Below are 18,977 nucleotides of genomic sequence, written 5' to 3' on the forward strand. Positions count from 1 at the left end.
GTAAATAAGTAATAACGAATAAATGTTACTTACGAAATATATATACCAATAAAAAACATATGAAGGATGGAGGAGTGCAACATGATTGATTTACATTGTCATATTCTGCCGGGGGTAGACGACGGAGCTCAGAATCTGGCGGATAGCCTTGAAATGGCTAAGCAGGCTGTCAGCCAAGGCATTCATACCATTGTTGCTACTCCTCATCATATGAACGGCCAGTTTGAAAATCGAAAGACATCCATCCAAGAGAAAGTAACGGCATTAAACTCCTATCTCCGAGCAAATAATATTCATCTTACTGTCCTACCGGGGCAGGAAAATCGAATTTTTGGTGAAATCCTCGAAGACTATGAAAATGATGAGATTCTTACGGTCGCTGACCATTCCTCTTATATTCTAATTGAATTTCCTTCCGGGCATGTCCCGCGTTATGCAAAACCATTACTCTACGATATCCAACGAAAGGGATTAACACCGGTTATCGTGCATCCCGAACGAAATGCAGAATTCATTGAAAATCCAAATCAGTTATATGAATTTGTTAAAAACGGTGCTGCTACGCAGATTACTGCAGCCAGCGTGACAGGCAGTTTTGGAAAGAAGATTAAGAGATTTACAGAACAGTTAATTGAAGCAAACCTCACTCACTTTATTGCCTCTGACGCCCATAATGTCCATACAAGGTCATTCAAAATGGATGATGCCTTAGATGTAGTAGAAAGCAAATTTGGAACAGATATGGTTTATTACTTAACAGAGAATGCTCAATTGGTATTAAAGAATCAACACATTTACAGGGAAGTACCTGAGCCAATTAAAACAAAGAGGTTTCTGGGGATCTTTTGATCTTCGGATATGAATAAAACCGATTAAACTTAGCAGATAAGTTATACATAACGGACATGTCTCCTACTCCGATATCAGGGGAGGCACTCGGTCATGCTGTGGGTGAGCTGGGAAATCAACTTACCTTAGACGCCTGTCGTCAGAAGCATGATGTGAGGAGGGGTTAGATGCCCAAACTCTTTATTTTTTCTTTACTAAAACTATTATAAATGAATCAAAAATAATGAAATATAAAGATAGAAGAAAGAAGCCATAAATATTTAACGGAAGAGGACGGATGCCGTCGCTTTCCGTTAGATATTTATTTTTAAAAAATGTAGATGAAATACCACTTTGTTATAGGAGGAAATACATTCACCTGTAACTGGGGAGAAAGTTGTCTTTGTAAAGACAACAATCAACTTAGCTTTACATAGTTAGAGATGAAGTTGTTGAGTTTTTTAGAACAAATCTTAATTTCCTGCAAAGTGAAAAACTGAAATTCAAGATAAAGAGGGGGTTGCGAGTGGCTTATACACGTAGATTACCGCTGTTAGTGTTACTAGATTCTACAATTGTTTTATTTTCAATTTTTGTTGGTTATTTTGTCTTAAATCCTTATATGCATGTGTATACAATTCCGATGCTGTGGGTCAGTGCTATTACTTTACTATTTAGCCATCATTTATTTTCCTCGATTTATCGTTTGTACCAAAAGGCATGGGAGTATGCCAGTGTTAGTGAACTATTAGCAATTGTAAAGGCAGTTACCTTTTCAGCAATAACTACTGCAATTGTTCAAGTATTAATTACCCATGATATTTACATTAGAGTCCTAGGACTAACTTGGATGATGCATATCATATTAATCGGGGGATCAAGGTTTTCCTGGAGGGTTTTTCGAGAACATTATGTCGTCTCCGCTTCTAATAAGAAGCGAACGTTAATTATAGGAGCCGGAGCAGCGGGCACCATGATTGCAAGACAATTGTTAAAGAGCTCTAGTACTGATTTGTATCCTATTGCATTTGTAGATGATGATATCAAAAAATTAAAGTTACAAATATATAATATGAAAGTTGAAGGGAATACGTGGGAAATACCGCAACTGGTTAGTTCTTTAGATATTGAAAATATTGTCATTGCTATTCCTTCCTTGAAAAGAAACCAATTAAAAAGGATTTATGAGCAATGTACGAGAACGAAAGCAACAACAAAAACCATGCCGATGATAGAAGATTTAGCAACTGGAAAAATATCAATTAACCAAATTCGAGATGTAGAAGTTGAGGACTTGCTTGGTAGAGAACCGATTGAGCTAGATATGAGCAGTATTTCGAAAAAGTTAACTGGTAAAACAGTTTTAGTTACAGGTGCCGGAGGATCAATTGGTTCAGAAATATGCCGGCAAATCTGCAAATTTCAACCGGAGATGCTTCTATTACTTGGTCATGGCGAAAATTCTATTTATACAATTGACATGGAATTGAAAAAGAGCTATAGCGAAACGATTAAAATTGTCCCAATCATTGCAGATGTACAAGATCGTACAAGGATTTTTGACATTATGGACCAATACCAACCTGATGTCGTCTATCATGCAGCAGCACATAAACATGTACCTTTAATGGAATATAATCCAATGGAAGCAGTTAAAAATAATATTTTTGGCACTAAGAATGTGGCAGAAGCAGCAAATGCATTTGGAGTAAAAAGTTTTGTCATGATTTCAACGGATAAAGCTGTGAACCCTCCAAATGTAATGGGTGCTTCAAAGAGATTTGCAGAAATGATTATTCAAAACTTAGCAAAAGAAAGCCAAACTAATTTTGTTGCCGTTCGATTTGGAAATGTACTTGGTAGTAGAGGAAGTGTCATTCCTCTTTTTAAAAGGCAAATTAAAGCAGGAGGGCCGGTAACTGTTACCCATCCTGAAATGACAAGATATTTTATGACGATTCCAGAGGCCTCGCGCTTAGTGATTCAAGCTGGTGCTTTGGCGAAAGGTGGAGAAGTATTCGTCCTCGATATGGGGGAACCTGTGAAGATTGTAGACCTGGCGAAAAATCTCATTTCTCTCTCGGGATATACGGAAGAGGAAATTGGAATTGAGTTTTCAGGAATACGTCCAGGAGAAAAACTTTTTGAAGAGCTGTTGAACGAAAATGAGGTGCAGAAGGAACGAGTGTTTCCTAAGATTCACATTGGAAAGGCAGAACCTATGGGTAAAGTGGAATTGTATGATATTATTGATTCTTTAAATTCAAAAGGAATATCTGAAGTTAAGGAAATTCTTGTTTCTGTTGCCAACACTAAATTTAACAAAGATAAAGATTTATTAGCAAGTAATGGGTAAGAAAGCAAAGACGCTTTATAAAATTTCTGATAATCCCTTAATGTAAAACCAATTAGTAATTACATAGGATGGGACCAAGTTTGGAGTTCGTGTAGAAAATGGTAAAACCTTCTATGATAATTCCCCGGAATGGATAAACACGGCAGTAGAAAAAAGCTTGAATAGATTAGGCGCAGATTATATTGATTTGTATCAAGTTCATTATCGAGATAACAAGACTCCTATAGTCAATGTAATTGAGTCTTTAGAAAGATTTAAAGAACGTGGTCTTATTAGATACTTTGGGTTATCAAACATACACCAAGAAGATATTAAGGATTTGGAAGAGGTTAAAGGTAGATTTGTCAGCTTTCAAGATGAGTATAGCCTTGCTTGTAGAAAAAATGAAAATGATTTCTTTAACTTATCAAAAACATTAGAATTAACTCTATTAACTTGGGGGAGTTTAGGTTAAGGGATTTTAACAGGAAAATATAATATTGATACAAAATTTGACTCGAATGATAGAAGATCTCGTGAGGTTTATGTTAATTTTCATGGGAAAAAGATTATCACTACATTGAGGGTGTAGTGGTTAACTATTATAAAAATTAAAAGGGAATTTTATTTAATTCAAACTAAGAATAGAAAAGAGACGATAACATGATTTCAACTCAACTTAGAAATATTCCATTTTCTCCTCCAGATTTAACAGAAAAGGAGATTGAAGAGGTCATAAAAACTTTGAAATCTGGTTGGATCACAACCGGACCAAAAACAAAAGAATTTGAAAAAAAAATAGCTGAATATGTTGGAGTAAATAAAGCAGTTTGTCTAAATTCTGCAACAGCTGCTATGGAACTAACCCTTCGAATATTGGGTGTAGGCCCTGGAGATGAAGTCATAACTTCAGCTTACACATATACAGCATCTGCTTCTATAATAGAGCATGTTGGAGCAAAAATTGTATTAGTTGATACAGCTCCAAATTCATTTGAGATGGATTATAAAAAATTAGCTGAAGCTATTACAGAAAAAACTAAGGTGATTATTCCTGTAGATATTGCAGGGAAGATGTGCGATTACGACACTATCTTTGAAATAGTAGAAAGTAAGAAAGAACTTTTTAACTCTAACAATGAACTTCAAGGGTTATTTAATAGAGTGATCGTTATGACAGATGCTGCTCATGCATTTGGTGCTGAAAGAAGAGGAATGAAGTGTGGACAAGTTGCTGATTTTACTACTTTCTCTTTTCATGCTGTAAAGAATTTAACAACGGCTGAGGGTGGGGCAGTTGTTTGGCGAGATATTTTTGGATTAGATAATGAGTGGCTTTATAAACAATTCATGATATACAGTCTCCATGGACAGTCTAAAGATGCCCTAGCTAAAACACAAAAGGGTGCTTGGGAATATGATATTGTTTATCCTGCTTACAAATGTAATATGACCGATATTATGGCTAGTATTGGTTTAATCCAGTTAGATAGATATGAAAAGTTATTACAAAGACGTAGAGAGATAATTGAAATGTACGATAAGGCCCTCTCACCAATAGGCGTTCAAAGTATACAACATTTTGGTGAAGATTTTTCTTCCTCAGGCCATCTTTATTTAGCAAGAATACCTGAAATTAACGAACAGCATAGAAATGAAATCATTGTTAAGATGGCTGAGGCTGGAATAGCGTGTAATGTTCACTATAAACCACTGCCTATGTTTACAGCTTATAAGAATTTAGGTTTTGATATTAAGGATTATCCGAATGCTTACAATCAGTACGTTAATGAAATTACGCTTCCTCTTCATACTTTGTTGAGTGATGAGGATGTAGAGTACGTGGTTGGTAACCTAAAATGGAATTTAAATGAAATTTAAGGTGGGCTTAGCGAATGTATAAGTATTTTTTAAAAAGAATCTTTGATTTAATGCTAGCTTTAATAGCACTTCCATTTTTCTTAATTATCCTATTAATAATTGGACCAATAATTTATTTTCAAGATAGAGGATCTATTTTTTATAATGCTCCACGCTTAGGTAAGGATGGAAAAGTATTCAAAATGTATAAATTTCGTTCTATGAAGATGAACGCTCTGGACCTAAGAAATGAAGATGGATCAACCTTTAATTCAGAAGATGATCCGAGATTAACCAAAATCGGAAAGTTTATTCGTAAAACGAGTCTTGATGAAACACCACAACTGTTAAATATTATCAAAGGTGATATGAGTATAATCGGACCGAGACCAGACTTACCAGAGTTTATAGATGTTTTCACGGATTATGAACGAAGAAAGCTTAATGTTAGACCAGGAATTACTGGATATAACCAGGCGTATTTCAGGAATAGTAATACTTTAAAAGATAAATTTTCAAACGATGTTTATTACGTTGAAAGTGTGTCATTATTACTTGATTTAAAGATTTTTTTTAGAACAGTATTTGGAGTACTAAAAAGGGAAAATGTCTATATTTCTAATGAGAATGAACGGTCAAAAAATATTCTATAAAATTTTCGAGAATTACTATAAGAGGAGGATTCAATATGAAACTAGCATTAATGTCAAATGTAAATATTGATTCCATTGGAAAAAAGCTGAGGAAGAAAGTAGATATTTATACTCCAACTGGTTATGGGGTGGTATTAGAAGAGTTAATCAACCCAAATTCAAATTTGTGGGTAGAGGGTATAGATACCATTTTTTTATATATAGATTTATGGGAATTAACGGATAGTGGGGATAATCTAGCTAGCATAGAACAGTGGTTAAGTGATTTTAAATCTGTTTTAAAAAGAGATTGTACTTACTTCATCTTTAATGCAGACTGGCGTGGCGGTTATTCGACGGGCTATGATGGAATCTCATTGTCACTAGAACTTGAAAATAAGTGGAACACTGAATTAAATTCATTATGCGATGAATATAACAATTGCTACACTTTTAACTTCAAATCAATTATTGAGGAATATGGACGGGGTAATATTTATTCAGATAAGGTTTGGCTTCTAGGTAAAGTTCCGTTTTCTTCTTTTGGTGAAAAGGCTGTAATAGAAGAAATGGAGTTAATGATTCAACTTCTAATTAAACCATCTAAGAAGGTACTCCTATTAGATTTAGATAATACACTTTGGGGTGGCGTAATTGGTGAAGATGGACTAGGGGGAATTCAACTAGGAAAAGAAGGTAAAGGAGCAGCTTTTTATTATTTTCAGAAGAAAATTAAGGCAATAAAAGAAGCTGGTACTTTATTGTGCATTGTATCAAAAAATAATTATGATGACGTTAAAGAGACTTTTGAAAAGCATCCTGAAATAATATTGACTCTGGATGATTTTACAGTTGTAAAAGCAAATTGGGAACGGAAGAGTAAGAATATATTAGATATTGCTAGTGAATTAAATCTATCACCTGATTCTTTTGTTTTTATAGACGACAATCCAGTTGAGAGAAAAGAAGTTTCCACGCAAGTAACAGGAATAACAGTACCGGAATTTCCACCTGATGTTTCAAAATTAACCTCCTTTGCTAACGATCTTTTTAAGAGGTATTTTTCAAAGTTGCGAGTTACTACAGATGACTTGGCAAAAGCCAAAAATTATGCTGATAATTTTAATCGTAAAGAGAACCAAAAAAAGTTCTCGGATTTTGATGACTTCCTTAAAAGTTTAAAAATTAAAGTTGATCTTGTTGAAAATAATAAAGAATTTGTTTCTAGAATTCATCAGTTAATTAATAAAACAAATCAGTTTAATTTGACAACCCAAAGGTATACTCTAGCCGAAGTTAATCGTATGCTTGAGGATGAAACATATTTATTCTATTTATTTAATGTAAGTGATTGCTTCGGGGATAATGGACAAACTGCTCTAGTGTTATTTAATAAGGAATCATTTAGTATAGAGCTATTTATTATGAGTTGTCGAATAATGGGTAGAAAAATAGAGAACTATATTATCAATTTTGTAGAGGAAGATTTAATTGATAAAGGTTTCAAAGCTATTTTGTCAAAGTATGTGTTCACTCCTAAAAGTAAGCCTGTTATGGACTTCTTTGATGGATTAGGATATGAATGTTTCTCTGAAACTGACACCGAGAAAAAATATAGACTAGTTTTAAAAAAACGGCCTAAAAGAAGTTTTATAGTTGCGGAATTAGAAAAGGTTCAGTGAAAGGCGTGATTATTTGAAAGTTCATCACACAGGTTGTTTAGTTAGCGAATTAAATAATTCTATAGAAAAGTACCATTTTTTAGGGTTTGAAAAGGAAACAGAAGAAATATATGATTCAAAAAGAAAAGTCAACATAGTGTTTATGATTAAAGATGATTTGAGGATTGAGTTAATCTGTCCTACAGATGAAACATCACCATTTTTTGAATTGCTCAAAAAGAAGGGGAGCGGCCCTTATCATATCTGTTTTGAGACAAATGATTTTGATAAAACAAAAAAACAATTAATAGATAAAAAAAATATTGGTGGAGGGTATATTCAAATTACTCCTTCAGAACCTGCACCAGCGATTAATGGTGACAACGTAACGTTTTTTTATAATAAACATGTGGGGATTATTGAAATAATTGATAGGAATACAAAATAGCAAATTGTTTCATTAAAAATAAATTGATTTTATAAAGAGAGGGTATAACGCCATGGAACAAAAATTACTTGAAATTTGTGCAGAAACATTTAATCTTGATATTTCAGAGTTATCACTAGAAACAACAAATGAAGATACAGCAGAATGGGATTCTTTGGCACAAATAAGCCTAGTATCTGAGATAGAAGAGACATTTGAATGTGAAATACCATTTGACTCTATTTCAGAGATTAAAAAAATAGGAGATTTTCTGGAATTTATTCAAAAATAGTTTCTAATCATAGCTTCTAGTGGATTATCATTTATAAAATTTTATTGGGGTAATTAAAATGGAAACAATAATTGCGAATTGGGAAAAACGAAATCTTGGTGTAACATGTGAAGAACTTACAGTTACTAGTGATGACCTTTTGGAATCAGTTCTTTTAGCCAGTGAAGAATTAACGGCTCAATATCAAATAATAAAGGTTCCCTCAGGTCGTACAGATTTATTATTTGAGTTACAAAAGCATGGTTTTACATTTATTGAATCTAACATTCATTTTACGAAAAAGTTAACAAGAAATACTCTTCCAAAGCCTTTTTCATCACTACAAGAAAAAGTGGAATATAGATCTATAACTGAGAAGGAATATGAGCCATTTTTAGATATTATCCGTAATAACAGTATATTTACAACAGATAAAGTTGCATTAGATCCTCATTTTTCTCCTAAACATTCTGCTAACAGATACTATTATTGGGCTAAAGATGTTTTGAGTAGTGATGGACAAGGATATGTTGTTTCAATGAATAAAAAGGATATTGGTTTTTTTATTCTTAGAAAACATTCAGAAAGTTTATATGAATCATTTTTGGCAGGGGTATACCCTGAACATAGTAAGTCCAATATGGGTTTTGCTGTTTTGTCATCACCGATTGTAGAAGCATTTAAAAGAGGTGGTCGTATAATAGAAACAGGAACATCCTCCAATAATACAGCTTCTTTAAGGTTGCATTTGGCATTAGGCTATGAGTTGCAATCAATTAATTATGTATTGGTTAGACATATAAACTTAAGATAAAAGTTATTGAATGAGTAGATCAATTACTAATATTGAATAAAGCTTTATTTAGAGGAATGATAGCTATTGAAAAAAATACTAGTTGTGTCCCATATGGGAAGACATTTGAAGATTTTTTCTCATTCTGATTTAAGGATATATAAAGAACTGGGAAATGAAGTTCATTTTGCATCAAATTTTGAATTAGAGATTGATAAACCAACAGATAAAGATAAATTAGACTTTATCTTACACGACATACCCTTCTCAAGAAGTCCATATTCTTTTAAAAATCTAAAAGCATATAAGAAGCTAAAAAAGCTGATGTATCAGGAAAAATATGATCTAATTCATTGCCAGTCCCCAGTCGGGGGAGCCTTAACTAGACTGGCAGCACATGCGACAAAGACATCTCCTGTAATATATACAGCCCATGGGTTCCATTTTTTTAAAGGAGCTCCTTTAAAAAATTGGCTAATTTATTATCCTATTGAAAAATGGCTAGCTCGATTTACAGATGCTCTTATTACTATTAACAAAGAGGATTATTCGAGTGCTAAAAAATTCAAGGCTAAAAACACCTTTTATATTCCAGGCATAGGGGTAGATACGAGTAAATTCAAAAGTTTAGAAGTAGAAAGAGAACAAAAAAGAACGCAACTGGGTGTAAAAAAAGACGAAATAGTGATTCTATCAATTGGAGAATTGATTAAAAGAAAAAACCACGAGACAGCATTAAGAGCTCTAGCCAAAATCGAGCAACAAAATATAGTTTTTTTAATATGTGGTAGGGGCGAACTTGAGGAACCTCTAAGGAACCTTTCAGTCTCTCTTGGAATCGATAAAAAGGTAAGATTTTTGGGCTTTAGGAATGATATACCAGAAATAAGTCTTGCTTCAGATATATTTTTATTTCCTTCTTATCAAGAAGGACTGCCATTATCCGTTATGGAGGCTATGTCAGCAGGATTACCTGTTGTTTGTTCCAAGATAAGGGGGAATACCGACCTTATAAATGATGGAGAAGGTGGTTATTTAATTGAACCAGATAATATAGATGGTTTCGCACAGGCAATAAATGATCTAATTAAAAACGTTCAGTTAAGAGATAAGATGAAGCAACATAACAAAGAGTATATTATGAATTTTGATATAGGCATTATAAAAGATAAACTGAGTGAAATATATATAAATTTGTAGATATCATTAAAAGAATCCATTTAATTCCAAACGTTTTAACAAATAAGTAATTAATAAATTAAGTAAATATTAAAAGACTTGACTTTATACACTGCAATTCACCTAGGAGGTATAGTAGGAAGAATCTGTGGTGTAAAGGCAAAAAAATTATATATACCGTTCGTGGCTTTCACTGTTATAATGGAGAACTATTTATAAACAATACTGTATAAATGGAGAGAAAAATGGCTAGCTCGCTTTTCTGATTCAATAGTATCAATTTTTTATGGATGATCAAATATCAAGAAAATTATGCTGTTTTTATAAAAGAATTCCCGAAGTTCGAAATCCCAAAATTAAAGTATTAATATGTCGTAACGGACCTGAATTAAATACACTTCTTAGGAGTAGAGGAATAAATTCCGTTTTTAGTTGTTAGAATTGACATCAAGGAGCTGACGGATTGTTTGGACATCTTTTTGAGTTACCACTTTTCTAGAAGAATTACCACGTTCAATGATGGAGACAATTATACTAGATTGCCGTACATCTCATCTAATATACGTGGAATATTGACTTAATTACCGAGTTAAAGGGATTTTTTTAAAACAGATGATATTATTGGATTTGCCAAAGCAATCAATAACTTATCTAAAAAATAAAAAACAAATGGGTATAAACATATTCAAAGTGAAAAAATATGACATTGAAGATATGCAGGAGATCTTTAAAAAGCAAATATATAATTAATTATACCGGTTTGAAACTTATAAATTATTTTTAAGGAGTTACTTTAAGTTGGTGGAAAATGAAAGTAATATATGTACGTTCAAATCCTGTTGATCCGGATTCAAGGGTAGAAAAAGAAGTTAATAGTCTTATTAAATTAGGGTATGAAGTGGAGATATTAGCTTGGGATAGAGAAAATAGTTATAAAGTAACAGAATCCTACCTTGATTTAAAATCCGGAAAAGTAAAAATTTATAGGTTTGGGTTACCAGGATCATTTGGTGGAGGAATTAAAAGAAATTTAATACCTTTATTTAAATTTCAAATTAGATTATATAGCTGGTTAGTTAAAAATAAAAGCAAATACGATGTTATTCATGCTTGTGATTTTGATACAGCGTTTCTTTCTAGCAAGGTAGCTAAGTTGTTTAAAAAAAAATTCGTTTACGATATATTTGATTACTATGTAGATGCATTTAGTGTTCCAAAATTCGCTAAAAAAATTATTGAAAAGATAGATCATAATGTTATTAACTCAGCAGACGCGGTAATTATATGTTCTGAAAAAAGAAAGGAACAAATAAAGGGAACCAATCCCAAAAAATTATTAGTTATACACAATACACCAGAAGATGTTAAGGAGGACTTAAAAGATCTAAATTTGAATAAAACGAAAATTAAGATCGTATATGTTGGGATTTTGTCTTCTGGGAGATTTATAAAAGAGATTGCCGAAGTTATAAAAAACAATAAGGAATATGAATTCCACATAGGTGGTTTTGGAGTTTTTGAAGATTATTTCAGGGAATTATCCCAAAAAAATATTAATATAAATTTTTATGGGAAATTACCCTACAAAAAAACTTTAGAACTTGAAAAAAGTTGTGATTTAATGGTTGCGATTTATGATCCACATATACCTAATCATTATTATGCAGCACCAAATAAATTTTATGAATCTTTAATGTTAGGAAAACCATTAATAATGGTGAAAAATACAGGGATGGATTACGTTGTGGCTAAGCATAACATTGGTGAGGTAATAGAGTATAACGTGAGAAGTCTTAAAGACGGAATTGATAATTTAGTTAAAAGAAGGTCCGATTGGCCAGGTATGTCAATAAAAATGAAAGACCTATATAACCAAAATTATAGTTGGACAATGATGGAATTGAGACTCAAGGAATTATACGGGGAATTAGAAGACTGAATTGAATCACTTTTAGTATATAAATAAAAATAGGTGAAAATATGAAAATGCTAATAGTTGCTCAAAATTTTCAAGTCGGAGGGATACAACGTTCTTTAATAAATATGTTAGAAATATTAAGTGAAGAATCAAATATCGATATTGATTTATTTGTTTTTGGAGATGGACCGCTTTTAAAAGAAGTCCCAAAAAGTATAAATATTATTCAAGGAAAACGCTCATTACGATTAATAACAACTCCGATGTCCGTAGTTAATAAAAGTAAAAAAGTCTTAGATATATTTATTAGAATATCATTCATGGTGAAAGTTAGATTAAGGGGATCAAAAACAATATATCAGTCATTATTCAAGAAAGAAAAAAGATTAAAAAAATATGACATAGCAATATCTTATTTTAATGATGTTCCAGGCAATTACTTTAATCAAGGTACCAACCAATATGTTGATGAATTTGTAAAGGCGAAAAAAAAAGTTGCGTGGATTCATACTGATCCAGTAATTGCTAATTTTGATAAAAATGAATGTAAGCTTAAATATAAAAATTTCGATCAAATAGTATGTGTATCTAATGCTTGCTCTAATAAATTCAAAGAATTTTTACCTGAATATGCTAACAAGGTTGAGACTGTTTATAATGTTTTTCCAATAAATAAAATTAAAATCTTAGGAAGCGAAAAACTCAATCAGATCAAAGATAATAAAATTTCTTTGGTTACAGTGGCTAGAATTGACAATACTACTAAACGCATAAATATAATTCCAGAGATTGTTAACAAACTAGTAAAAAATAATATTAAAAATTTTAAGTGGACTGTAGTAGGGGATGGTCCAGATCTAGTTTCAATTACAGAACGAGTCAAAGATTTGGGAATTGGAAATTATGTGGAGCTAGTAGGAAATAAGTCAAATCCATATCCTTATATTAAGTCAAGTTCTTTATTTGTGCTAGTATCCAAGTTCGAAGGATATCCAATGGTGATATGTGAGTCTTTAATACTTGGTACTCCAGTACTAACAACTAATTTTGCGGCTGCATCAGAACAGATTAGTAATGGGGATAATGGAATAATAACCAGTTTTGATGAGGATTCTATTTTTTATGAGTTACACAGGATTTTAAAAGATCGAAACGAGATAGAGAAAATGGAAAGGTACATTTCTAATAATCTTTATTCTAATACTGTGGCTAAAAAACAATTAAAAAGCATATTGGAGATAAAAGATGAGTAAGAATAGGAGTATTATCATAAGTTTAATTGCGAGTTGTTTTGTTTTTATGAAGATTTTGTCAAACAGCAATATTTTTTTGGCCGCTTTTCTAATTTTAGTAACCTATGGGCTGTTGAAAGAAGAGAATGATCGAAGGATCAATTATATATTATTTTTCGTTTCATGGGTATATGTCATTAAGTTTAATTTAGATCAGTCCTCCTTATTAATACTATTATTTGGTATTTATTGTATATTGACGTTGTTTCATATTTTAATTAGAAAAAAAAGGTTCTCAATGGACCTAATGTTAGTTTTTGTTCTATTTCTATTTTATATTTCATTTTCACTATTTCAAGGTATTGATGAATCGGTCTTACACATATTTGAATTCGTATTAGGGTATTTAGTATTAATATTATCTTGTATATCTGTAACTCCAAATACATCTATTTCCAATATGTTTATTCACTATTCTTTAGGACTTTTAGCGGGAAGTATTGTCAGAGTTTTAGGATATATCATACCTACCATTAACTCCTTTATTCTTAGTATGGGTAGAATTAATACAGTTTCTACTGGAGGTATATTATATACAAGATTCGCTGGTTTGGATATAGATCCTAATTATTATGCCATTCAAGTTTTGTTGGCTATATCATTAAATATTTTAGTTATTTTTTATGTTAAAAGAAGAAGAACTTTAAATATTATTATTACAATTAGTCTAGTTGTCTTTGGATTACTTTCTTTTTCAAAAATGTATATTTTAACAATTCTAATTTTAAATATATTGATAGTATTTATGCTTATTAGAAAAAACATTTTCAACGCATTTATTTATTTAACTAGTATATTGGTGTTGAGCATCATTATCTTAAATCAATTTGGTAATTATTTTTATAATGCTTACCTGACAAGATTTGTTGGACAAGGTAATTCTCTAGGAGATTTAACAACTGGGCGTACAGAAATTTGGAACGGCTATTTACAAGATATTTTAGAGCATCTCAAAATTTTGTTTTTCGGAAACGGCTTAGCGAATGGTTTTTTTAATGGAGAACTATCGCATAATATGTATATATTAGCTTTATACCAAATTGGTATTATTGGTATAATTATATATTTAATATTGTTAGTTTATACGTATAAAACATTAAAAATAAGCACATCGATAAATAATAAAATTAAAATATCATTAAATATTATCCCATTGCTCATGCTTATTATCCCTAACTTTGCACTAGATTCATTTGCAATGGATTATTTCCCAATTCAACTTTTCTTGGTAATGATGTCTTTGCAAGCTGGCAAGATTGATAAAAAGTTTGAGGTGCTTTTGAATGAAAATTAAAAAACTTTTGTCAAAACGTGGTATGTTTTTTGTATATCATTGTTTTATGTACATTGTAATATATTTTTCACTACAATTAATTGATAAAAAAGGCAGCAAAATTTGGTTGATTAGTGAACGTAGCGATGAAGCTCGAGATAATGGCTATCACATGTTTAAATACATCCGGGAAAATTATCCGGATGTTAAAATTTATTATGTCATTCAAAAGAACTGTAGAGATAGAATAAAAGTAGAGAATTATGGAAATGTAATAAATTTTGGTTCATTGAAACATATATTATATTATTTTTTAGCGGAAAGACATATTAGCACTCATATTAATGGTTGTTATCCTAATGAAAAGTCTTATTTCATATTGAATAAAAAATTCAATATAAACGCTAAAGTGGTATTTTTACAACATGGGATAACTAAAGATTATATAAAAGGTGCGACTAAAGATTTTGCCAATTTAGATTTATTTGTTTGTGGTGCTTATCCTGAATATAATTATGTACTTGAAAATTTCGGTCATCCAAATGAAGTAGTCAAATATTTAGGTATGGCAAGATTTGATAATTTACATGATTTAACTCCTGGAAATAAAATATTACTTATGCCTACATTCAGAATGAATTTATTCGTTTATTTTGATGATGTTATTGATGAGAAAATGGAGAGGGATTTTATAGACTCAACGTACTATAAAACTTACCAATCTTTAATTAATAATCATCAACTAGAACTTATCTTAGAAAAAAATAATTTAGAACTACTTTTTTATCCTCATTATGAGATACAAAGATATTTACATTTATTCAAAACAAACAATGAAAGAATAATCATTGCGGATCGTAATAACTATGATATTCAAGCATTATTAAAAGAGGCTAAACTGTTGATAACTGATTACTCAAGTGTATATTTTGATTTCGCATATATGCAAAAACCAATTATTTATTATCAGTTTGACTATGAAGAATATAGAAAAATTCATTATAATGAAGGGTATTTTTCTTATGAGGAAACAGGATTTGGCCCAATTGTTAAAACTGAAAATGATTTATTAAGTAATCTTGTTAAGATAGAAGAGAATGGTTTTGTAATGAATGATTTTTATATTAATAGGTCAAAAGACTTTTTTAATTTAAATGATGAAAATAATAGAGAACGTAATTATAGGGCAATTTTAGATCTTTAAAGGGTGAAAATAAATGGAAAATGATAAAATATCAATTATTGTCCCTGTATATAATGGTGAAAGTCATATAGGGAGTTGTCTTGATTCTATACTCAAACAAAAGGGCAATTTTGAATTGATTATAGTTAATGATGGTTCAACAGACAGTACTCTTGCTGTTCTAGAAGATAAGGCTTTAAATCATCTTAATTTTAAAATTGTAAACATTGAAAAAAATTTAGGTGTCAGTAATGCACGTAATATTGGCCTTGAAAATGCAACGGGGAACTATATAATGTTTTGTGATGCAGATGATAAATATTCAGATAACACAATAACATCAATTTGTAGAACTATTGATACCTACCACCCGGATTATATTATTTTTAAAAGGAAGGATATTTTAGAAACTAAAGAGACGATAGCTGTATACGGAAATCATAATTCGGTTTTAGAACTTAATTTAAATAATGAGAAATATATAACTAATTATTTTGCAAAAGGAGTTCACACATTTAGTGTTTGTAATAAAGCATATAGAAAAGAATTAATTTACAATAATTCAATTCAATTTCATCCTGAAATACCTCTAAGTGAAGATACATTATTTAATTTAGAATATTTAATACATGCAAAAAGTTTTGTTGAAGATTATTCTATTAGCTATTTACGAACATGTAGAAATGGTTCAACAATTTATAAGCCGATTGAGAATTTTTATTTTAAAAATATCGAAATTGTTAAGCTTTTTCATAATAAATTAATCAAAAGTACAGTAAGTGAAGATTTTATAGATATATTTGAAAAAGAACTTTATTACCATTATGGAAAAGTTTCATTATTTAGGTTATTTGATAACATAGATGGAACAGGTTTTCTTGATAGAGTAAAGAAGGTTAGTGAAATTCTAAATGATTTTCGTTTTAAGGAAGGGTTTGGTATTCAAAAAAAACCTGAAATTCTAAGGGAAAAATTGCTATGTAAATTAATTAAATATAAACTATCGGTTTTAAGTTATTTATTGTTTGGTCCTGCTGCACGTTTTAAAAGAAAAATTAAATAAAGGATAATGGCTAATGTCTAGAACAAGAAATTCAGTCAAAAATATTTATACGGGTGTATCATATCAGGTTTTTCGTGTATTTTTAACTTTTATAACCAGAACTGTTTTTATTCATACATTAGCAACTGAATATCTTGGTATTAATGGACTTTTTTCTAACGTTTTAACTGTCTTAAGTTTGGCAGATTTAGGGATAGGAGATGCTATAATATATTCCCTTTATAAACCTATCGTTGAAAACGATGAGAAGAAAGTTTCTGCAATAATGAACTTTTTTAGAACTTCATATAGACTTATTGGAATATGTATATTATTAATTGGGCTTTGTTTAGCACCATTTTTAGACAATGTAATTACAACTAATAAATATATACCTGATTTAACATTGATTTATATCCTATATCTCTCGAATACCGTTAGTACTTATTTTTTCGCATATAAAAGATCACTATTTATAGCTATTCAAAAAACATTTATACTTAATAATATTGATGCTTTAACAGTTATTTTAGTGAATTCTTTTCAATTAATTTTTTTAGTATTAACTCATAACTTTATTGGTTATTTAATAATACAAATAATATTTTCATATGCAGATAACATAGTATCTTCAATAATTGCAAATAAGAAATTTCCGTTCTTGAAAAAGAACAAGCATCTTAAGTTAACAAAAAAAGAAAAAAACATAATATACAAAAATGTAAAAGCAATGATGTATCATAAGGTTGGTGGAGTAGTCCTAAACTCAACAGATAACCTTGTTATATCAAAATTTATTAATATTGTAATGGTAGGAATTTACTCGAATTATACAATGTTAATAAATAGTGTTTCAGCTTTTTCAACTCAGTTTTTCACATCTCTAACGGCTAGTGTTGGAAATTTATTAGTTGTCGAGTCAAAAGAAAAGTCATTTGAAGTTTTTAAGGTTATGTTTTTAATAAATTTTTGGCTGTACTCAATTATTTGTATATTCTTGTTTAATCTTATGAATCCTTTTATTAATATTTGGATTGGGAGTAAATATCTATTAGATGAACGTACTATGATTCTTATCGTTTTAAATTTTTATCTTGTTGGAATGAGACAGACAGTAAATATGTTTAAAACAACAAAGGGTCTTTTTTATAAAGATAGATACAAACCTATAATTGAATCTTTACTTAATCTTGGTTTGTCACTATTTTTTGTAAAAACATTTGGTGTTTTTGGTGTACTATTAGGAACCTTTATAAGTTTTATGCTGACATCATTTTTAGTAGATCCTTATTTAGTATATCGATATATTTTTAATAGAAAACTTAGATTTTACTTTTATCGCTATTTTTCATATACATTTATAGCTGTTTTATTAGCTGTATCAATATGGTGTATTATGGAACTTTTTCCTCTTAAAGATATTTATATAGATTTTGTTTTGAAATTTATACTTTGTGTTTTTGTACCTAACATTGTTTATTTTATACTTTTTAGGAAGCTAGATGAATTTGTTACATTTAAGAATTTAGTAATTATGATATTGAAGAAGAAAAATGTAAACAAACATGACAAAGAAGTTGTTTAGCCATTTATAAATACTCTAAAAAATTAATTTGAAGTTGGTAGATTAAGATGAAAAAAGTATTGGTGGTATTCGGGACACGTCCAGAGGCAATTAAGATGTGTCCTTTAGTTAAAGAACTGAAATCCAGAAAACAACTTGATGCTAACGTCTGTGTTACTGGTCAGCATAGTGAAATGTTAGACCAGGTATTGGAGGCTTTTAAAACCTGATTATGATCTTTCAATTATGAAAAAAACACAGACATTATTCGAAATAACAACAAATATTTTAGAAAAAATGAGGGCTGTCTTAGAAGAAGTAAATCCTGATGTAGTTTTAGTTCATGGCGATACTTCTACAACATTTGTAACATCATTAGCTTGTTTTTACCTACAAATCCCTATAGGACATGTTGAGGCTGGACTAAGAACGTATGATATTTTTTCCCCATCCCAGAAGAATTTAATTGCCAAGCTGTAGGGATTTTAGCAAAGTATAATTTTGCTCCAACTGAGATGTCAAAAGCAAATCTTTTAAAAGAAGGTAAAAAACCCTCTTCTATATATGTAACTGGCAATACTGCCATAGATGCACTTAAAACAACAGTTAAAGATGAGTACGATAGTGAATATCTTCATTGGGTAGCAGGGAGCAGACTTATTCTGTTAACAGCTCACTGTTTATGGCACTATAAAAATGTAAGGTGTGGCATTTAATTT

Annotated in this window: 15 protein-coding genes and 2 pseudogenes; all 17 read left to right on the top strand. The window is 30.5% G+C overall.

Going from position 1 to position 18,977, the window contains the following annotated elements; genetic code table 11:
* The first annotated feature begins 81 nt into the window (after window positions 1–81).
* Window positions 82–849, top strand: coding sequence for a tyrosine-protein phosphatase (locus A5N88_RS17600; protein ID WP_066268350.1), 768 nt, complete (start codon window positions 82–84; stop codon window positions 847–849).
* Between the two features lie 505 nt (window positions 850–1,354).
* Window positions 1,355–3,184, top strand: coding sequence for a polysaccharide biosynthesis protein (locus A5N88_RS17605; RefSeq protein WP_066268352.1), 1,830 nt, complete (start codon window positions 1,355–1,357; stop codon window positions 3,182–3,184).
* Between the two features lie 106 nt (window positions 3,185–3,290).
* Window positions 3,291–3,638: pseudogene (locus tag A5N88_RS24460) on the top strand (aldo/keto reductase); the annotation flags it as partial.
* 188 nt (window positions 3,639–3,826) lie between these two features.
* Complete coding sequence (locus tag A5N88_RS17615) at window positions 3,827–5,044, top strand: DegT/DnrJ/EryC1/StrS family aminotransferase (protein ID WP_066268357.1); 1,218 nt, start codon at window positions 3,827–3,829, stop codon at window positions 5,042–5,044.
* Window positions 5,045–5,058: 14 nt separating this feature from the next.
* A complete protein-coding gene (locus tag A5N88_RS17620) occupies window positions 5,059–5,676 on the top strand; it encodes a sugar transferase (protein WP_066268358.1) in 618 nt (205 codons plus the stop codon).
* Between the two features lie 35 nt (window positions 5,677–5,711).
* Complete coding sequence (locus A5N88_RS17625; RefSeq protein ID WP_066268363.1) at window positions 5,712–7,337, top strand: HAD-IIIC family phosphatase; 1,626 nt, start codon at window positions 5,712–5,714, stop codon at window positions 7,335–7,337.
* A gap of 13 nt (window positions 7,338–7,350) precedes the next feature.
* The gene (locus A5N88_RS17630) at window positions 7,351–7,764 is read left to right on the top strand and encodes a VOC family protein (RefSeq protein WP_066268365.1); all 414 of its coding nucleotides are present in this window, start codon (window positions 7,351–7,353) and stop codon (window positions 7,762–7,764) included.
* 52 nt (window positions 7,765–7,816) lie between these two features.
* Entirely contained in the window at window positions 7,817–8,035 is a 219-nt protein-coding gene (locus A5N88_RS17635) for an acyl carrier protein (RefSeq protein WP_066268367.1), read from the top strand.
* 58 nt (window positions 8,036–8,093) lie between these two features.
* Complete coding sequence (locus A5N88_RS17640; RefSeq protein WP_066268369.1) at window positions 8,094–8,828, top strand: GNAT family protein; 735 nt, start codon at window positions 8,094–8,096, stop codon at window positions 8,826–8,828.
* Between the two features lie 66 nt (window positions 8,829–8,894).
* Window positions 8,895–10,007 (top strand): glycosyltransferase family 4 protein, encoded by a 1,113-nt coding sequence (locus tag A5N88_RS17645; RefSeq protein WP_066268371.1) that lies wholly within the window; start codon window positions 8,895–8,897, stop codon window positions 10,005–10,007.
* A 787-nt stretch (window positions 10,008–10,794) separates the two neighbouring features.
* Window positions 10,795–11,925, top strand: coding sequence for a glycosyltransferase family 4 protein (locus A5N88_RS17650; protein WP_066268373.1), 1,131 nt, complete (start codon window positions 10,795–10,797; stop codon window positions 11,923–11,925).
* A 41-nt stretch (window positions 11,926–11,966) separates the two neighbouring features.
* Entirely contained in the window at window positions 11,967–13,157 is a 1,191-nt protein-coding gene (locus tag A5N88_RS17655) for a glycosyltransferase (protein WP_066268374.1), read from the top strand.
* A 277-nt stretch (window positions 13,158–13,434) separates the two neighbouring features.
* The gene (locus tag A5N88_RS17660; RefSeq protein ID WP_157090709.1) at window positions 13,435–14,490 is read left to right on the top strand and encodes a hypothetical protein; all 1,056 of its coding nucleotides are present in this window, start codon (window positions 13,435–13,437) and stop codon (window positions 14,488–14,490) included.
* Window positions 14,480–15,673 (top strand): CDP-glycerol glycerophosphotransferase family protein, encoded by a 1,194-nt coding sequence (locus A5N88_RS17665; RefSeq protein ID WP_083953204.1) that lies wholly within the window; start codon window positions 14,480–14,482, stop codon window positions 15,671–15,673. The genes A5N88_RS17660 and A5N88_RS17665 overlap by 11 nt, the downstream gene beginning before the upstream one ends.
* Window positions 15,674–15,686: 13 nt before the next feature.
* Window positions 15,687–16,715: a glycosyltransferase family 2 protein gene (locus tag A5N88_RS17670; RefSeq protein WP_066268378.1), complete on the top strand. Its 1,029-nt coding sequence runs from the start codon at window positions 15,687–15,689 to the stop codon at window positions 16,713–16,715.
* Between the two features lie 13 nt (window positions 16,716–16,728).
* On the top strand, window positions 16,729–18,279 hold the full coding sequence (locus A5N88_RS17675) for a lipopolysaccharide biosynthesis protein (protein ID WP_066268379.1): 1,551 nt from the start codon (window positions 16,729–16,731) through the stop codon (window positions 18,277–18,279).
* 47 nt (window positions 18,280–18,326) lie between these two features.
* Window positions 18,327–18,935: pseudogene (wecB, locus tag A5N88_RS17680) on the top strand (non-hydrolyzing UDP-N-acetylglucosamine 2-epimerase); the annotation flags it as partial.
* Window positions 18,936–18,977: the final 42 nt, after the last annotated feature.

This window comes from Heyndrickxia acidicola (assembly GCF_001636425.1).
In the GTDB taxonomy this organism is placed as follows: Bacteria; Bacillota; Bacilli; order Bacillales; family Bacillaceae_C; genus Bacillus_AE; species Bacillus_AE acidicola.

Coding starts and splice junctions, on each gene's coding strand:
- A5N88_RS17640 (WP_066268369.1), top strand. CDS start 8,094: ATGGAAACAATAATTGCGAATTGGGAAAAACGAAATCTTGGTGTAACA.
- A5N88_RS17650 (WP_066268373.1), top strand. CDS start 10,795: ATGAAAGTAATATATGTACGTTCAAATCCTGTTGATCCGGATTCAAGG.
- A5N88_RS17660 (WP_157090709.1), top strand. CDS start 13,435: ATGGACCTAATGTTAGTTTTTGTTCTATTTCTATTTTATATTTCATTT.
- A5N88_RS17670 (WP_066268378.1), top strand. CDS start 15,687: ATGGAAAATGATAAAATATCAATTATTGTCCCTGTATATAATGGTGAA.
- A5N88_RS17655 (WP_066268374.1), top strand. CDS start 11,967: ATGAAAATGCTAATAGTTGCTCAAAATTTTCAAGTCGGAGGGATACAA.
- A5N88_RS17675 (WP_066268379.1), top strand. CDS start 16,729: ATGTCTAGAACAAGAAATTCAGTCAAAAATATTTATACGGGTGTATCA.
- A5N88_RS17600 (WP_066268350.1), top strand. CDS start 82: ATGATTGATTTACATTGTCATATTCTGCCGGGGGTAGACGACGGAGCT.
- A5N88_RS17665 (WP_083953204.1), top strand. CDS start 14,480: ATGAAAATTAAAAAACTTTTGTCAAAACGTGGTATGTTTTTTGTATAT.
- A5N88_RS17635 (WP_066268367.1), top strand. CDS start 7,817: ATGGAACAAAAATTACTTGAAATTTGTGCAGAAACATTTAATCTTGAT.
- A5N88_RS17625 (WP_066268363.1), top strand. CDS start 5,712: ATGAAACTAGCATTAATGTCAAATGTAAATATTGATTCCATTGGAAAA.
- A5N88_RS17620 (WP_066268358.1), top strand. CDS start 5,059: ATGTATAAGTATTTTTTAAAAAGAATCTTTGATTTAATGCTAGCTTTA.
- A5N88_RS17615 (WP_066268357.1), top strand. CDS start 3,827: ATGATTTCAACTCAACTTAGAAATATTCCATTTTCTCCTCCAGATTTA.